This is a genomic window from Denitrobaculum tricleocarpae (assembly GCF_007004665.1).
Lineage (GTDB): Bacteria > Pseudomonadota > Alphaproteobacteria > Kiloniellales > Kiloniellaceae > Denitrobaculum > Denitrobaculum tricleocarpae.
In genome coordinates this window covers 603,282-618,275 of the sequence record NZ_ML660052.1, presented here as the reverse complement: position 1 = coordinate 618,275, position 14,994 = coordinate 603,282, and the positions used below count along the sequence as shown (strand labels likewise).

Below are 14,994 nucleotides of genomic sequence, written 5' to 3'. Positions count from 1 at the left end.
AGATGCTGGACCTCGGCCTCATGGCGTTTACTCAGCCCTGGTTGCTGGCGGCTCTTATCGGTCTGCCTCTGATCTGGCTGCTTCTAAGAGTCACCCCGCCCTCCCCCAAAACCTTGAGTTTCCCGGCCGTGCAACTGCTGCTCGGGCTGGAGCCACCCGAGGAAACACCAGCGCGCACACCGCTTTGGCTGATTCTTCTAAGAATGTTGATTATCCTCCTGATCATCCTGGGTCTCGCCCAGCCTTTGATCAATCCGGCGGCGCTTCTTCCCGGCAGCGGCCCGGTCGTCGTGGTGATCGACAACGGCTGGGCCTCCGCAAAGAACTGGGACAGCAAGATGGAGGCAATGCTCGAGGTGATCGAGCGGGCCGAGCGCGAGGAGCGGCCGGTTGTACTTCTGCCGACGGCCGCCGCGACTTCGGAAAGACATACAAATGTCACAGCTTTGCTGCCTGCGGCCGAGGCTCTGGAACTGGCGCAGGGAATTCAGCCTCACCCCTGGCCGGTCGAACGCATGAGCGCACTTGAAAGCCTGCAAAATCTTGATCTGGGAACGTCAGCTCACGTCGCATGGCTCTCGGACGGCATCGCGGACGCCGAGAGCGAGGACTTCGGCAGGGCCTTGCGCGGGATCGGACGGGTCACGGTCTTGCGCGATCAAAGCGGATCCCTGGCAAAGCTGGTGCGACCGCCGCAGGACGACGGCCTGGATCTGGTCATCCCGGTCGAGCGCAGCGCCTCCGGGGGCTCGGAAACGGTCACAGTCTCCGCCTTGGCCGAGGACGGCACGGTGGTGGCGCGCGAGCCGGTGACATTTGAAGCCGGTGAGCAAAGGGGCGAGCTCCGCCTGCAGCTGCCCACCGAGCTACGCAACCGCGTGGCCCAGCTTTCCCTCGAGAACGAGAGCACCGCCGGCGCACGCTATCTTCTGGACGAATCCTCCCGGCGCCGGCCCGTGGGTCTGGTGACGACGGGCGGTGCCCAACAGTCGCAGCCTCTCCTGAGCGAAGTCTATTACCTGCAGCGGGCGCTCGAGCCCTACAGCGAGGTCCGGCAGGGCAGTATCGATGAACTCCTGACGCGCCAGCTTGCGGTTCTCGCCCTGCCCGATATCGGCAACCTGACACCGGAGGAAGAGGACAGGCTGAGCGGCTGGGTCGAAAACGGCGGACTGCTATTGCGCTTTGCCGGCCCGCGCATGGCGGCGGAGAGCGACGACGTCCTCCTGCCGGTGCGGCTGCGGGGCGGTGACAGGATCTTGGGTGGCGCCCTGACCTGGGACAGCCCGGCAAGCCTGGCGGGCTTCGCGGAAGGCACGCCTTTTGCCGGCCTGGACACCACCGGCGACGTCACGGTCGAACGCCAGGTTCTAGCCGAACCCTCGCTCGAACTGGGAGAAAAAACCTGGGCGCGCTTGAGCGACGGCACCCCCCTGATCACCGCAGAACAACGCGAGACAGGCTGGGTGATTCTGTTCCATACGACAGCCAACACAGACTGGTCGAACCTTGCCCTCTCCGGGTTGTTCGTCGATATGCTGAGGCGCATTGTCGCCGTGAGCCAGGGCGTTTCGGACGGAAACGCCAACAGCATCCCCTTGCCGCCTCTTGAAGTCATGAACGGCTTCGGTCGCCTGGTCGCTCCGAGCGCCAGCGTCAAGCCACTCCCTGCGGCCGGTGAGGGCGATGCAAGTGCTTCGGAAGCAGACGCTTCAAGCAATCTCGTCAGCGCCGAGCGTCCTCCGGGTTTCTACGGCGAAGACGTCAAGCAGCGGGTCGCCCACAATCTTGTCCGTCAGCTTCCACCGCTCGAAGCGCTCGGCCCGGTGACCGGTGCCGAGTCCGGATCCTATAGCAAAAGCGAGGAGATCGATTTGCAGCCCTGGTTGCTTTTGGCGGCTCTGCTGCTCGCGCTCGCGGACCTGCTGCTGTCGCTTTTCATGCGCGGTCTGGTCAGGCCGCAGCTGTCACAGGCGGCAGCCGCACTCGTCGTCGCTCTGGGGACATCGTTCATTGCGCTGAATGCCGGAGAGGCGGGGGCGCAAAGCCAGATCGATGAAGTCCGCGCCCTGGAGGCCACGCTGGAAACCCGTCTGGCGTTTGTGATCACCGGCACAGAGCGGATCGACGCCATCAGCGAAGCCGGCCTGCAGGGCCTGACCCGAATCCTGCGGCGCCGGACATCCGTCGAAGCCGGCGCGCCGCTTGGCGTCAACATAGAGCGCGACGAACTCGCGTTCTTTCCCCTGCTCTACTGGCCCATCACCGCCGAACAGCGGACGCCAAGCGCCGAGGCGACGCGCAGGCTGAACGACTACCTGAACAACGGCGGCACGATCCTCTTCGATCTGCGCGATCCCAGCGCGACGGCAAGAATCCAGGGACAGCAGAGCCAAACCAACCTGGCGCTGCAGCGCCTGACCGCCAATGTCGCTATTCCAACCCTGGAGCCCGTTCCGACAGAGCACGTCCTGCGCAAGTCCTTTTACCTGATGCAGGAGTTCCCGGGGCGCTACGCGGGCGGAAATCTCTGGATCGAGACCAACGACAGCCAGACCAACGACGGAGTGGCGCGCGTGATCGTGGGCAGCAACGACTGGGCGGGCGCCTGGGCGACCACGGAGCTGGGACGCCCGATCCTTCCGGTGGTCCCCGGCAAGGAGGCCCAGAGGGAGATGGCCTATCGCTTCGGCGTCAATCTGGTGATGTATGCCCTGACCGGGAACTATAAGGCCGATCAGGTCCACATACCCTTTATCCTGGAGCGCCTCGGACAATGAATGCGGTCTCAATACACTGGGCGCCCCTGTTACCCTGGGAGGTTCTGGCGGTCATTGGAGCGCTGTCGTTCCTGCTGATCGCCTTCGCGCTTTTCCGCAGGGCGCGCGGCGCAACCTGGCGCATCCTCGCACTGGGAGGGCTCCTGTTGGCGCTCGCCAATCCCTCCGCGATCGAGGAACAGCGGGAAGCCTTGAACGACATCGTCTTCGTTCTGGTGGATGACAGCCAAAGTCAGGAACTCGGCCCCAGGTCGCAGCAGACGCAAGACGCCCTGGCGCACACCCTGGAGCGACTGGAGGCACTGGAGGGCACAGAGGTTCGGGTCATCCGCGCCGGCGCAGACGCCATCGGTGTCGAGCAGGACGGCACCAAACTCTTTTCAGCGCTCGGCGAGGCCCTCTCAAGCGTTTCCCGCCAACAGGTCTCGGGCGTGATCGTGATCAGCGACGGCCAGATCCATGACGTGCCGGAGAATTTTGCCGCGCTGGGGATCCAAGCACCTGTGCACCTGCTGCTGAGCGGTGAGGAAAAGGAATTCGATCGCAGGCTGACCGTGGTTCAGGCGCCGGGCTTCGGCATCGTCGGACAGCCCCAGAGCCTGAAGCTGATCGTCGAGGATATCGGCAGCGAAGACCGCGGCGGGCTGGTGGAACTGCAGATCCGTCAGGACGGCCAAGATCCCAGGCTTGTAAGGGTCCCGGTTGGCGTCGAGCAGGAAATCGAATTCGAGCTGGACCGCCGGGGTCCGAGCGTCCTGGAAATCGAGGCGGAGCCGCTGACCGGCGAACTCTCTCTGGCCAATAACCGCACCGCCATCTCGGTAGACGGCGTACGCGACCGCCTGCGGGTTCTGCTGGTCTCGGGCGAGCCTCATGCGGGCGAACGCGCCTGGCGGAACATCCTGAAATCCGATCCTTCGGTGGATCTGGTCCACTTCACCATCCTGCGCCCGCCGGAGAAACAGGACGGAACGCCGATCCGGGAACTCTCCCTGATCGCCTTCCCGACGCGCGAACTTTTCGAGCTCAAACTCGACGAATTCGACCTGGTCATTTTCGACCGTTACCGCCGCCGCGGTGTCCTGCCCTCGATCTATCTCGACAACATCGCGCGCTACGTGGAACGGGGCGGGGCGTTGCTGGAAGCGGTCGGCCCGACCTTCGCCACGCCCCTCTCGCTCTATCGTACGCCGCTGGGGCGTATTCTGCCGGTCGAGCCCACGGGGGAGATTTACGAGGCCGGTTACCGGCCCAAGGTGACCGAACTGGGCGAACGCCATCCGGTCACGGCGACCCTGGGCGGCCGCAAAGCCAACGACCCGCCGGAATGGGGTCAATGGTTCCGCCATATCAGCGGCGACTCCCTGCGCGGATCCATCGTGATGAGCGGCCTGGATGACCGGCCGCTTCTGGTGCTGGACCGGGTCGGCGAAGGCCGGGTCGCCCAGTTCATGAGCGACCACATGTGGCTCTGGTCCCGCGGCTTTGACGGCGGCGGGCCGCAGGCAGAGCTCCTGCGCAGGATTTCGCACTGGCTCATGAAGGAACCGGAGCTCGAAGAGGAAGATCTGCGCGCCAGTGTGGTCGACGGCCGCTTAGAGATTACCCGCCGTTCGCTGATCGTGGACAACCCGGAAATCGACGTTGTCCTGCCTTCGGGCACGCAGCAGAAAGTCACGCTTGAACCCGGCGACGACGGCGTCGCCCGGGCGTCGATCGATGCCAGCGAGGCCGGCCTTTACCGGATCTCCGATGGTGTGCTCTCCGCCGTTACCGCGGCCGGTCCGCTCAATCCGCGTGAATTCGAAAACGCGCTTTCCAGCGCCGTACCCATGCAGGCGCTGCTGAAAGACAGCGGCGGCACCTCGGTCCGGCTGGCAAAAAACAGCGAACCGGGTCTGCGCAAGGTCAGTCCGAGCCGGGACCAGTTCGGCAGAAACTGGATCGGCATCAGAGACGCCCGGGGCTACGTGGTGACCGGCGTAAACCAGGTCCCGCTCCTGCCCGCAATCCTCCTGCTCTTCGTTCTGGTCGGCGGCGCTATTGCAGCCTGGTTCAGAGAAGGCCACTGATCGCAAGAACATGAAGTCAAGCGACGACGGAGCGCTTGGGCTTTCTGCCTTCCGTCGTGCTGCCTTCCGGGGCCCGCTCGACCAGGCCACGCACCCCCTCGATCGCACCGGCAACCAGCTCCAGAGCCTGGAACCGCTCGGGCGCGACCGGGCCGGGCAGGATTAAGCCGTTGGGGCAGGCCGGGATAAACCCATAGGGCGCGTAATACGCAGGATCACCCACGACAAGACAAAGCGCGTGGCCCTGTTGTTTGGCGGCCTTCAGGCCCACCGCCACGAGAGAACGTCCCATACCCAGCCCCTGGTGCTTCGGCTCGACAGCGAGCGGCCCCAGCAGGATTGCGGGTTTGCCGGCGATTGCCACCGGCCAGAACCGCAAGGACGCGATCAGATCACCGTCTTCACTCACGGCCATAAAAGAAAGGCTTTCGACCGCGGACAGCCCCTTACGCAGACGGTAGACAGTCCTCTCCTGACGTTCAGTGCCAAAGGTCCGATCGAGCAGGTCGTCTATCAGAGGCTCGGAAGCGGCGGTCTGGGGTACAATCCTGAAGTTTGATTGCAAGGCAGTTGTTTGCGGGGAAGGCTTGGCGAAGCTGTCGAAGGTCATGTGTCTAAATCCCTGAACCGCATATGGCGGCTGTACAACGAAGGTCAGTCGTTTGGGACCGCTGTCTTTCGTTGCTCTCCAGCTGGAAATCGCAGGAATTAGCGCGGAATCACAACAAAACGGCACCCTTCACGCAAAGCGCGCTGGCGTCGGCATCGTCGTCGGAGTGTTCCGCTGAGGGACATTTCTCGCAAACCTAAATCTGTATCTTTTTTTCGATTATCACACCTTTTGCGAAAGTCCAAGCGCTTTGATCAAGGTGTGTCGCAGCACTCAAGTCAGGGCCAAGCCTGGATGTTAAGCCTTTTGGCGCCGTAAACCGGGCGCGGATTCCATCAGTCCAGCCGCCAGAATCAGGGCGCAGCCCAACAGTTGCCGGAGTCCCAGGGGCTCGGATGTGAGCAGCGCAGAGCTTATGGCGGCGGTCAGGACCTCGAGCAGCAGCAGGATCGCAACCCGCCCGGGATCCAGCAGTCCGGCCCCCCAGAGTAACAATGCGGTGGTCGGCAGGAGAAAGAACAGCGCAACGCCAGAAGCAACAGCCAAAAGGCCCCCGACAGCCTGAAACGGCGGTGGGGTCTTGGTGGCGACAATGAAGAGCAAGGCCACGCCCGCCGCCGCCAAGACCGAGACAAAGGTCTTATCCAGCTCCCGCACCCCGGTGTGGACGCGGGTCTTGGTGGCGGCAAAGGCGAAACAAACGCCCGACAGCAGCGCCATGACATCCGCAGACGAGTATTCGGCAGACACCCTATCCGATGTCAGGATATCGACCTCCAGGATCACCGCCGCACCGGCGAACCCCAGAATGATGGCAAGCCATCTCGTCGGGCGAATAGGGGCGGCGAGCATGACCCGCGCCATCAGGGTGGCCCAGATCGGCGAGAGGTAGAACAGCAGGACCACCCTAATGACATTGCCGTGGATCACCGCGTGATTCCACATCACCAGCGCGATCCCGAGTGGCACGCCGATCGCCAAGAGGGCTTTGATCTGATCAGCGCTCCAACGCCCGCGCCTGACCACAAGGGGCAGAAGTGCCAGGGAGGCCAAGCCGAAGATTGCGAAACTGGCCCAGTCCCCCCGAAGCCCGCGGTCATCCAGCCAGCGCAGGGGGATCCACCACAGCCCCCACAAGACCGCCGACAGGGAGACCGCCAGCATCGGCAGCAGTGATTTTTGAGGCGTCAGTCCCAAATTTCCGCATCCCAGTAAGGCAGGTCTCCGAAACGTTCGACCAGAAAATCCACGAAAACCCTGACCTTTGGCGAGAGATTCCGGTTCGCGGGGAAAACCGCGTGCACGGCCGACTCCTCGCCGATCTGATAACCTTCGAACAGTCGGACCAGGCGCCCGCTGCGTAAATCGTCTCCGGCAATGAAGCTCGGCTGAACGGCGATGCCGAAGCCCGAGAGCAACGCCGCCTGTATGACATCGCCGTTATTTGCGGTAAAGCGCCCGCTCACCGCGACCTTGTGGCGCGTGCCTTCAGACCGAAACTCCCAGATACCGGGGCTCTTGGAATAGCTGTAGCCCAGGCAATTGTGCCGCTTCAGTTCCTCGGGGCGCCGGGGCGTGCCATGTTTTTTCAAGTAAGACGGAGCCGCACAGGCCACCAGCCGGTTCGGCGCCAGCCTGCGCGCGATGAGGCTGGAGTCCAGCATCCGGGTAATCCGCACTCCCACGTCGAAGCCTTCGTCAATCAGATCCACCACCCGGTCGTTCAGCACCATCTGAACATCCAGCTCGGGAAAGCGCTCCAGAAACGCGGGCAACGCCGGCCCCAGGTGCATGATGCCAAAGGACATAGGGGCATTGACCTTGAGTTGGCCGCGTGGGGCCGAGGCCAGATGGGACACCGCTTCTTTCGCGGACTCGGCTTCGTTGAGAACACGCTGGCAGCCCTCGTAGAACGCTGCCCCGGCTTCGGTCAGCGAAAGGCGCCGGGTCGTGCGGTTAAGCAGGCGCACGCCGAGACGGTCTTCAAGCCGGCTCACCTCCTTGGAAACCAGGGACTTACTGACGCCGAGATCGCGTGCCGCCGTTGAAAAGCCGCCGGTCTCGATCACGCGGGCAAAGATCGCCATGCTGCCCAGTTCATCAATCACATCGTTTCTCCACAGAAACAAATTAATTACTAAACAAGATATAACGTCATCTTGGGAAACAAGCCAGGGCCAACTAAATAGAAGTGAGTTCAGAAAGCCTGTCGCGTAAGCGCCTCTCGGTCGCGCGCGACAGCGTTAGAGCATGTTCCGATCATACGGAGACATTTGACGGGACTGTGCTCTAAATATCGAAGGAAGGAGAAGACCCATGATCGATGTCGCCGCATTTGATCGTCTCGGCCGCTTTGAAAACGACTGGCTGACGGCACGCCACCACTTCAGCTTTGGGTCCTATTACGATCCGGCGCGGAGCGGCGTGGGTCCGCTGATCGTCTGGAATGACGACGCGATCGCGGCCGGCACGGGTTTCGACCTGCACGGTCATCGCGACATGGAAATCATCACCTACGTCCGCAGTGGCGCGATCACGCATAAGGACCACCTCGGAAACGAGGGCCGGACCGAGGCCGGCGATGTCCAGGTCATGACCGCCGGCAAGGGCATCATGCATTCGGAGTTCAACCGGGAGGACGAAGAGACGACGCTGTTTCAGATCTGGATCCGCCCCGCAGTCCAGAACCTGACCCCGGGTTGGGACCAGAACCGCTTTCCCAAGACCGGCCGTTCCGGCGTCCTGGTTCCCTTGGCCTCCGGCCGCCGCCAGCATGAAGGAGCCCTCAAGATCCACCAGGATGCTGCCTTGCTGGGCGCCACGCTATCCAAGGGTCAAAGCCTTCGGTACGACCTCGGCAGCGATCGTCAGGGCTATCTCGTGGCGGCGACCGGCGCACTCACCGTTAACGGCACGGCGGTCGGAGCACGGGACGGTGCGACGATCACCGCGGAAGACAGCCTGCTCCTGGAAGCATCTGAAGAGTCCGAGATTCTTCTGGCAGATCTGCCAATAGAGTGATGGCCTGCCAAGGGCTTTGGCACGGCGCTCTCAATCGAACAGCAAACCACACAAGGGAATAAATCAATGGGCCTTCTGGTCGACGGCGTTTGGCACGACAAATGGTATGACACCTCAAAGAGCGGCGGGCGCTTTAAGCGCAACGAGTCGATCTTCAGGAACTGGGTCACCGCGGACGGCGAGGCGGGACCAAGCGGCCGGGGCGGCTTCAAGGCGGAGCCGGACCGCTACCATCTCTATGTCTCTCTGGCCTGCCCCTGGGCGCACCGCACCCTGATCTTTCGGGCCCTCAAAGGACTGGAGGACGCCATCTCGGTATCGGTCGTGCACTGGCACATGGGAGAACATGGCTGGGAGTTCGGCGAAGGCGAAGACTGTACGGGCGACACGCTGGGCGACGCGCGCTACCTGCACCAGATCTACACCCGCGCGGTTTCCGACTACAGCGGACGGGTCACGGTCCCCATCCTCTGGGACAAGAAAACCGGCAGCATCGTCAGTAACGAATCCTCCGAAATCATTCGGATGCTGAATTCTGCCTTCGCGGAGGTCACCGACAGCGGCCCTGATTTCTATCCCGAGACCCTGCGGGAAGAGATCGACGCGGTGAACGAACGTGTCTATCACACGGTCAACAACGGCGTTTACAAGTGCGGTTTCGCAACCTCGCAGGAAGCCTACGACGAGGCCTTCACAGCCCTGTTCGACTCCATGGCATGGCTCGAAGACCGCCTGTCCCGGCAGCGGTATCTTGTCGGTGATCGGATCACCGAGGCCGATTGGCGGCTCTTTACCACGATGGTGCGCTTCGATCCGGTCTATGTGGGGCACTTCAAGTGCAACAAGTGGCGATTGGCGGAGTTGCCCAACCTCTGGGGCCACACCCGGGAACTCTTCCAGATACCCGGAATTGCCGAAACCGTGAACCTGCATCATATCAAGCAGCACTATTTCGGCAGCCACCCCACCGTAAACCCCACGGGCATCGTACCGCAGGGGCCCGAGATCGATTTTCATGCCCCCCATCAGCGCGCCGTGCTGACAGCATAGGGCTGAGCGGGCGGGATCGGAGTGAACTTCCGCTTGGGCCTCAGATATCTCGCTGGTATCCACGCCGCCGTCAAAGCTACACTGCCGCCAAATAACACAGAGCGGTATGCTAAGTGCGAAGTCGGATTTTCATAGCGGGTCTCCTGTTGCTTCTTGGCACGGCGGTCTTCTCTCCGGTGCCCGGAGTTTTGGGTTTTACAAATCCCGCGAGCGCACAGGAGACTTTTGAGGACTCAATCGCCAAGTGGTCCCGCCTGCTGGACCGGGTCCAGCAGGAAGTCGCAGAGGACAGCATTACGCCGGAACGGATCGACCAGATCCGTAACAGCCTCTCAGCGGTCCGAAGCGAGGCCGAAGTGCTGCGTGACGCAGCCAACGCAGAGCTGGGGCCGCTTCGCAATAAGCTCGATGCACTGGGTCCCCGCCCGGAAGAGAGCGAACCGCCGGAGCCGGAAGCGATTGCCGTCCAGCGCGAAGAAATTATGACGGATATTTCGGCTCAGACAGCCAAGCTGAAGCAGATTGAACTCGCCCTCTCCCGCGTCAACGAGGCCGAGTCATCTGCGATCGCCGTCATCCGCGACCGCCGCATCGCCGACATCATGACGGTGTCCCCCTTCCCGCTCGCGCCACAGACAATCGAACAGGCGCTTCCGGAGTTTCTGGAGGTTCTGCGCCTGATCGTCGAATCGCCGGTAACCTGGTGGCAGTCTCTGCGCGAAAACGAGCTCAGAGGCTCGCTCTTCGCCAAACTTGCCTTTCAGTTGACGATTGCAATCGCGATCGGTTGGGGTGTGCGCCGTCTTCTCTTTCACTGGTTCGGCCGGGACGCATCACTCGAAAACCCATCCTATGCGCGGCGCCTGAGCGGTGCCATCGGCGAGGGGCTCGCCAACGGCGTGGTACCCGCGATGATCCTGGCGGCCTTCCTCCCGCAAGCGCTTGGCGAGCAGTCTCTGCTCAGCGGATTATTTCAGTCGGTCGCCGTTATCTTCTGCGTGGCCGCGATCTTCGTCATTCTTGCCAGCGCGCTCCCAAGGGCTGTACTGGCACCGGATTTGCCGAACTGGCGTCTTCTGCCACTGACAGCGCAAAACGCCCGCACAATCAGCCGAGTGACACCGGTTCTCGCGCTCATTTTTGCCATCGATGCCTTCTTCGTCGAAATCATGCCGGCCCTGGGTCAGTACGCCTTGTATCGGCCGTCGGAAGAACAGCGCTCGCTCTACCTTTTCGTCACAAATGTTCTTGAGGCGATCGGTGTCCTGACTCTTTGCCGGGCCTCGCTCTGGCGCGCCGACCCCACCGCCCCCGGCATGAGCGCGGAACAGGTGCAAAAAGCCACGCAGGGACCCTGGCATCTCTGGTGGATGCTGCGCTATCTGGCCGCCATCCTGGCCGCCATCACGCTGTTGAGCTCGTTTTTCAGCTACGTGGTTCTCGGCGCGCAGCTCATCAACAGTCTGGTTCTGAGCGGCGCTATCGCCGGCGCTCTCTTCCTGCTGCGCGGACTGGGGCGCGAAATCATCGGCGCCGTGCTGCGCACCGAGATGATTCGCACTCAAATCGGTTTGGTGCACAGCACCCGGAAACTGCTCAAGTTCTGGCTGCGCGCCGCCTTCGATCTTATCGTCCTGATCACCGGATTTATATTGATCTCGCCGCTTTGGGGCCTGCCCTTCGGCGATGTGGCCCGCGTGGCGGTCAGTGTTCTCAGAGGCGTCAAGATCGGCAGCGTGACAATCTCTCCAGGCGATGTCCTGGTCGCGATCGTCGTGTTTCTGGTCATCCTGCTGGTCACACGCTTCCTCCAGCGCCTGCTTTCAGAGCAGGTTCTTCCCAACACCCGGATGGATTCAGGTGTTCAGAATTCGCTCACCGCAGGCACCGGTTACATCGGATTGACCATTGCGGCGACCCTCGCGATCACAACACTGGGCCTGGACCTCTCCAATATCGCGATCATCGCCGGTGCCCTCTCGGTCGGCATTGGTTTCGGTCTTCAAAATATTGTGAACAACTTCGTCTCCGGGCTGATCCTTCTCATCGAACGGCCGATCAAGGTGGGGGACTGGATCGTCATCGGCGGCAACGAAGGTTTTGTCAAAAGCATCAAAGTCCGCGCCACTGAAATCGAGACCTTCCAGCGCGCGTCCATCATCATTCCCAACAGCGAACTTGTCTCCAACGCGGTCACCAACTGGACGCACAAAGACCGCTACGGGCGCGTCGAGGTCGTGGTCGGCGTTGCATACGGATCGGACGTCGACAAGGTCATGGATATCCTGATGACCTGCCTGAAGGAACACGAGAAAATCATGACCTGGCCTGAGCCACAGGTCATCTTTCAGGACTTCGCCGACTCCTCCTTGAACTTCGAGGCGCGCGGGTTCATTGCTCAGGTGGAATTGCGTGTCCCTGTCGGCAGTCAGCTGCGTATCGCGATCAATCGCGCCTTCGTGGAGGCCGGGATCGAGATCCCCTTCCCGCAGCGCGACGTCAATATCAAGGACATCGACCGGCTGGAAAACGCGATTGCGAATCGCTCGAGCACGCAGCCACCGGAGCCCGGCCAGTAAAGGCACCGGTTGACTCGAGGATAAAAATATCCGATCAGCGATTAAAAGTTCGCAGACGATATAATCCACCTGTCGCAGATTTTTTGCTATTGTTGTGTGTGCTTACACCCGGCGTTCACCGGATTTCATCCGTAAGTGAGGAATTTTTTTGATGGTTACCATGCCACTTGATATTTGGAGCAGCGACGACGAGCCTAGGCTTGGCGTTGTTTTGGATGAGATCTGGACGCTCCTGGAAGAAGGCGTCACGGATCGGCGTCACGGATTCCATACGCCGGTCGCCGCCACCTTGCCGGACTCAGGCGGGGCAGCGTTGCGCACGGTGGTTCTGCGGCATGTGGATCGTGAAGCGCGTTGCCTGCGCTTTCATACCGACATTCGGAGCAAAAAAGTCCAGGACCTGAAAGCAGATCCGAGAATTTCATTCCTGTTCTACGACCGCGGTGCGCAGACGCAGATTCGCGTCGATGCCGTGGCAACCGTGTCGCACAAAGACGAGGTGACGGCTGCCGCCTGGGAAAAGCTGACGCTGGACAACCGGCGGGAGTATATGGCGGCGGAACACCCGGGGGAGCCAAGCGCCTGGCCGACGTCGGGTTTGCCGCCTGAGCTGCAAGAGCGCGACCCCACGCTGGAAGAGTCGGAAAAAGGCTACAAGGAGTTTGCGGTCGTATCGGCAAGCTTCAGCAAGCTTGAATGGCTTTACGTCTGCCATGAAGGCCACAGGCGCGCCCGCTTCGACTGGACGGCCGAAGGCGAGCTGGATACGACCTGGCTCGTGCCCTAAACCAACGGCGAACCCAGGACAGAACGACACCTGCCGGAGTCGCACGGGGGCTGGATTAGGACGGGCCGGAGCAAGGCCGGGTCACTTCAGTTCAGCGTCGTAGATTTTGATCAGCTCCTGAGCCTGACTGCTGTCGCAACCTTCCGATTCCACCAGATTCCTGGCATCCTTCTGGGCCGCCAGCAAAAGGGAAAGCCGCTTCGCACCGACCTTATGGCCGACCTTTTCGTTGATGATCTCGCCCATCCGCTCGTACTCACCGTCTGAAAAACCAATCTGCAGACACTGTTTGGTGACTTCTATTGCCTGCTGGTAACGGGTGAAACTCGCTTCTGCATCCTCGCTCGCGACCGACGGCCGGGCGGCGCCCAATGCAAATACCAAAATGGCGAGCATAAGACCGGGCAAAGTAGCTGCGTTCATAGCGTCCTCCAGCGAGTGTACGTCAACTTGGGTGGGCCTGATCCAGGGCGATCACGACGTCCGGCGCAAGCTTTGGATAAGGCCGGATAGAGGATTCACATCCCCGGTTCCCTCAATCAAGAGCAAAACCACCTAAAAGGACGAGTTGGGTTCCCTCAGAAAAGCCGCTTCCTCTGGTGTTGCCTCTCGTCCGAGAACCTCGTTCCGGTGGGGAAAGCGTCCAAAGCGCGCGATGATGTCCCGGTGCGCAACCGCGTAGTCATACCAGGACGGATTCTCGTCAAGCGCCATGGTCAACGCGAGGCAGTCTTCCTGATCCTTTAGGTCTTCACTGTGTTCTAGCGGAAGATAGAGAAACAAACGCTCGATCTGAGAGAGGCTCTCTTGGAACCCCTGGCCGAGAGCGTGACGGACGATGCTGCGCGCCTGAGGATCGCTGGCAAAGGCGCGGGGGTCTGCCCGGAACAGGTTCCTGGGCGCCTGATCCAGGAGGATGCAAAGAGCAAGACACCCGCGCGCGCTCGACATCCAGTCGTCCAAACGGCCCTCGCGAGCCTCCTGATAACCGGGTTCAAGCGCAGCACGCACCTCGGCATCAAAGGCCGGGTCCTTGACGAACCAGCGTTCCGCCATGCCTTCAGCGAACCAAAAATCCAGCACAGCATCAATTGTGGTCACAAACATCCTCCCGCAGAAACCGGACAGTCTTCTCATCCCTATAGCCTGCATTCACAAAGCGGGCAAATCCACGAAAAGGATGGTCTGCGGAGTCAAATTCCGGAAGTTAAATCGTGAAAAGAGATCAATCGGACGGCAAGGATGGGCGAGCGCGTTCATGGGTCGGCGCGTTCACAGGCACAGGCACCGGCACCGACGCAAAGGCCAGGTATCCGCCGCCCACCCCGGTTTGATGGCTCTGACTCAGGAGCAGTATCCATCCAGGCCCTGGATGCACCACTCGATCTCGTCGGCCCGCTTGTTATGCCGACCCGTCTCATCCGGCGAGTCGTCGTTGTTACGGCGCAGGCGTTCCGCCAAGTCCCGCAGCTTATCGGCCAGAAAACGGTAGTTCGGTTCGATCGCCATGATCTTGAGATCCCAAGAGGTCAAGTACTGGCTTTCAGTACCGCTTCGTCATGAAAACCACGTGACAACCGCAAGAAACCTGGGTGACAGGATATGATGGTAAGTTGCGCGCTCTCACGAAGAGGTGACGGGGTTTGAGGTTGGCCGTCCCCACATCTCTTTTAAGCGACATCTATTCGGGGGCTTCCGCCGCAGGTCGGCGCGAATGCTCTGCGGATATATTTGACGGGGGCGGAGCGAGGAAACAGGGAGCATGTTTATGTTGCAAAAAACCTCAATGATCATTCTGGCAGGCGCGTTTTCGACCCTGCTGGTTTCACCGGCTTCGGCGCGCTTTAATCAGTGCCTGCCCGAGGTCGAACAGAAGCTCGCGGAGCTGAATATCAATAAATCCGTCATCAACAAAATTTCCGTATTGGCCCGCCGGCAATCGGGCCAGAACACCAACCGGATCATCGGATACGATGCCACCGTCAGCTTCAAAAACTGCCGGGGACACCTTGCGATCGAGATGAACCGGGTTTGCCACGTGAAGCAGGTTTACAGCCGCAATGAATGCAGGTTCCCGGGCGTTCCGGCCTATTGA

Annotated in this window: 13 protein-coding genes; 7 read left to right on the top strand and 6 right to left on the bottom strand. The window is 61.2% G+C overall.

Annotation, left to right across the window (positions count from 1 at the left end):
- Positions 1 to 2 precede the first annotated feature (2 nt).
- Both FKG95_RS02775 and FKG95_RS02770 read left to right on the top strand, forming a co-directional pair.
- Positions 3 to 2,780 carry a DUF4159 domain-containing protein gene (locus FKG95_RS02775; RefSeq protein WP_142894769.1) on the top strand — a complete coding sequence of 926 codons (2,778 nt, stop codon included), beginning with the start codon at positions 3 to 5 and terminating at the stop codon, positions 2,778 to 2,780.
- Positions 2,777 to 4,852, top strand: a complete 2,076-nt coding sequence (locus tag FKG95_RS02770) for a hypothetical protein (RefSeq protein WP_142894768.1) — start codon at positions 2,777 to 2,779, stop codon at positions 4,850 to 4,852. Before FKG95_RS02775 ends, FKG95_RS02770 begins: the two co-directional genes overlap by 4 nt.
- A 16-nt stretch (positions 4,853 to 4,868) precedes the next feature.
- Here the strand turns inward: FKG95_RS02770 and FKG95_RS02765 are convergent, their stop codons facing one another.
- From FKG95_RS02765 to FKG95_RS02755, 3 genes are all read right to left on the bottom strand, one after another.
- Positions 4,869 to 5,462, bottom strand: coding sequence for a GNAT family N-acetyltransferase (locus FKG95_RS02765; RefSeq protein ID WP_142894767.1), 594 nt, complete (start codon positions 5,460 to 5,462; stop codon positions 4,869 to 4,871).
- Between the two features lie 297 nt (positions 5,463 to 5,759).
- Positions 5,760 to 6,659, bottom strand: coding sequence for a DMT family transporter (locus FKG95_RS02760; protein WP_142894766.1), 900 nt, complete (start codon positions 6,657 to 6,659; stop codon positions 5,760 to 5,762).
- The gene (locus FKG95_RS02755) at positions 6,650 to 7,570 is read right to left on the bottom strand and encodes a LysR family transcriptional regulator (RefSeq protein WP_342779191.1); all 921 of its coding nucleotides are present in this window, start codon (positions 7,568 to 7,570) and stop codon (positions 6,650 to 6,652) included. Before FKG95_RS02755 ends, FKG95_RS02760 begins: the two co-directional genes overlap by 10 nt.
- Positions 7,571 to 7,778: 208 nt before the next feature.
- Here FKG95_RS02755 and FKG95_RS02750 point away from each other — a divergent pair, with 208 nt between their 5' ends.
- From FKG95_RS02750 to FKG95_RS02735, 4 genes are all read left to right on the top strand, one after another.
- The gene (locus tag FKG95_RS02750; RefSeq protein ID WP_142894765.1) at positions 7,779 to 8,483 is read left to right on the top strand and encodes a pirin family protein; all 705 of its coding nucleotides are present in this window, start codon (positions 7,779 to 7,781) and stop codon (positions 8,481 to 8,483) included.
- A gap of 66 nt (positions 8,484 to 8,549) precedes the next feature.
- The gene (locus FKG95_RS02745) at positions 8,550 to 9,533 is read left to right on the top strand and encodes a glutathione S-transferase family protein (protein WP_142894764.1); all 984 of its coding nucleotides are present in this window, start codon (positions 8,550 to 8,552) and stop codon (positions 9,531 to 9,533) included.
- A 113-nt stretch (positions 9,534 to 9,646) separates the two neighbouring features.
- Complete coding sequence (locus tag FKG95_RS02740; RefSeq protein WP_142894763.1) at positions 9,647 to 12,112, top strand: mechanosensitive ion channel family protein; 2,466 nt, start codon at positions 9,647 to 9,649, stop codon at positions 12,110 to 12,112.
- Between the two features lie 160 nt (positions 12,113 to 12,272).
- Entirely contained in the window at positions 12,273 to 12,899 is a 627-nt protein-coding gene (locus FKG95_RS02735; protein ID WP_179953897.1) for a pyridoxamine 5'-phosphate oxidase family protein, read from the top strand.
- Between the two features lie 81 nt (positions 12,900 to 12,980).
- Here FKG95_RS02735 and FKG95_RS02730 read toward each other — a convergent pair whose 3' ends face one another.
- The 3 genes from FKG95_RS02730 to FKG95_RS02720 form a co-directional block, all read right to left on the bottom strand.
- Complete coding sequence (locus FKG95_RS02730; RefSeq protein ID WP_142894761.1) at positions 12,981 to 13,322, bottom strand: hypothetical protein; 342 nt, start codon at positions 13,320 to 13,322, stop codon at positions 12,981 to 12,983.
- Between the two features lie 132 nt (positions 13,323 to 13,454).
- On the bottom strand, positions 13,455 to 14,006 hold the full coding sequence (locus tag FKG95_RS02725) for a DUF924 family protein (RefSeq protein ID WP_218940047.1): 552 nt from the start codon (positions 14,004 to 14,006) through the stop codon (positions 13,455 to 13,457).
- Positions 14,007 to 14,243: 237 nt separating this feature from the next.
- Positions 14,244 to 14,432, bottom strand: coding sequence for a hypothetical protein (locus tag FKG95_RS02720; RefSeq protein WP_142894759.1), 189 nt, complete (start codon positions 14,430 to 14,432; stop codon positions 14,244 to 14,246).
- 235 nt (positions 14,433 to 14,667) lie between these two features.
- On the opposite strand from FKG95_RS02720, the gene FKG95_RS02715 reads away from it, so the two are divergent.
- Positions 14,668 to 14,994, top strand: a complete 327-nt coding sequence (locus tag FKG95_RS02715; RefSeq protein WP_142894758.1) for a hypothetical protein — start codon at positions 14,668 to 14,670, stop codon at positions 14,992 to 14,994.

Coding starts and splice junctions, on each gene's coding strand:
- FKG95_RS02775 (WP_142894769.1), top strand. CDS start 3: ATGCTGGACCTCGGCCTCATGGCGTTTACTCAGCCCTGGTTGCTGGCG.
- FKG95_RS02725 (WP_218940047.1), bottom strand. CDS start 14,006: ATGTTTGTGACCACAATTGATGCTGTGCTGGATTTTTGGTTCGCTGAA.
- FKG95_RS02765 (WP_142894767.1), bottom strand. CDS start 5,462: ATGACCTTCGACAGCTTCGCCAAGCCTTCCCCGCAAACAACTGCCTTG.
- FKG95_RS02715 (WP_142894758.1), top strand. CDS start 14,668: ATGTTGCAAAAAACCTCAATGATCATTCTGGCAGGCGCGTTTTCGACC.
- FKG95_RS02735 (WP_179953897.1), top strand. CDS start 12,273: ATGCCACTTGATATTTGGAGCAGCGACGACGAGCCTAGGCTTGGCGTT.
- FKG95_RS02745 (WP_142894764.1), top strand. CDS start 8,550: ATGGGCCTTCTGGTCGACGGCGTTTGGCACGACAAATGGTATGACACC.
- FKG95_RS02750 (WP_142894765.1), top strand. CDS start 7,779: ATGATCGATGTCGCCGCATTTGATCGTCTCGGCCGCTTTGAAAACGAC.
- FKG95_RS02770 (WP_142894768.1), top strand. CDS start 2,777: ATGAATGCGGTCTCAATACACTGGGCGCCCCTGTTACCCTGGGAGGTT.
- FKG95_RS02730 (WP_142894761.1), bottom strand. CDS start 13,322: ATGAACGCAGCTACTTTGCCCGGTCTTATGCTCGCCATTTTGGTATTT.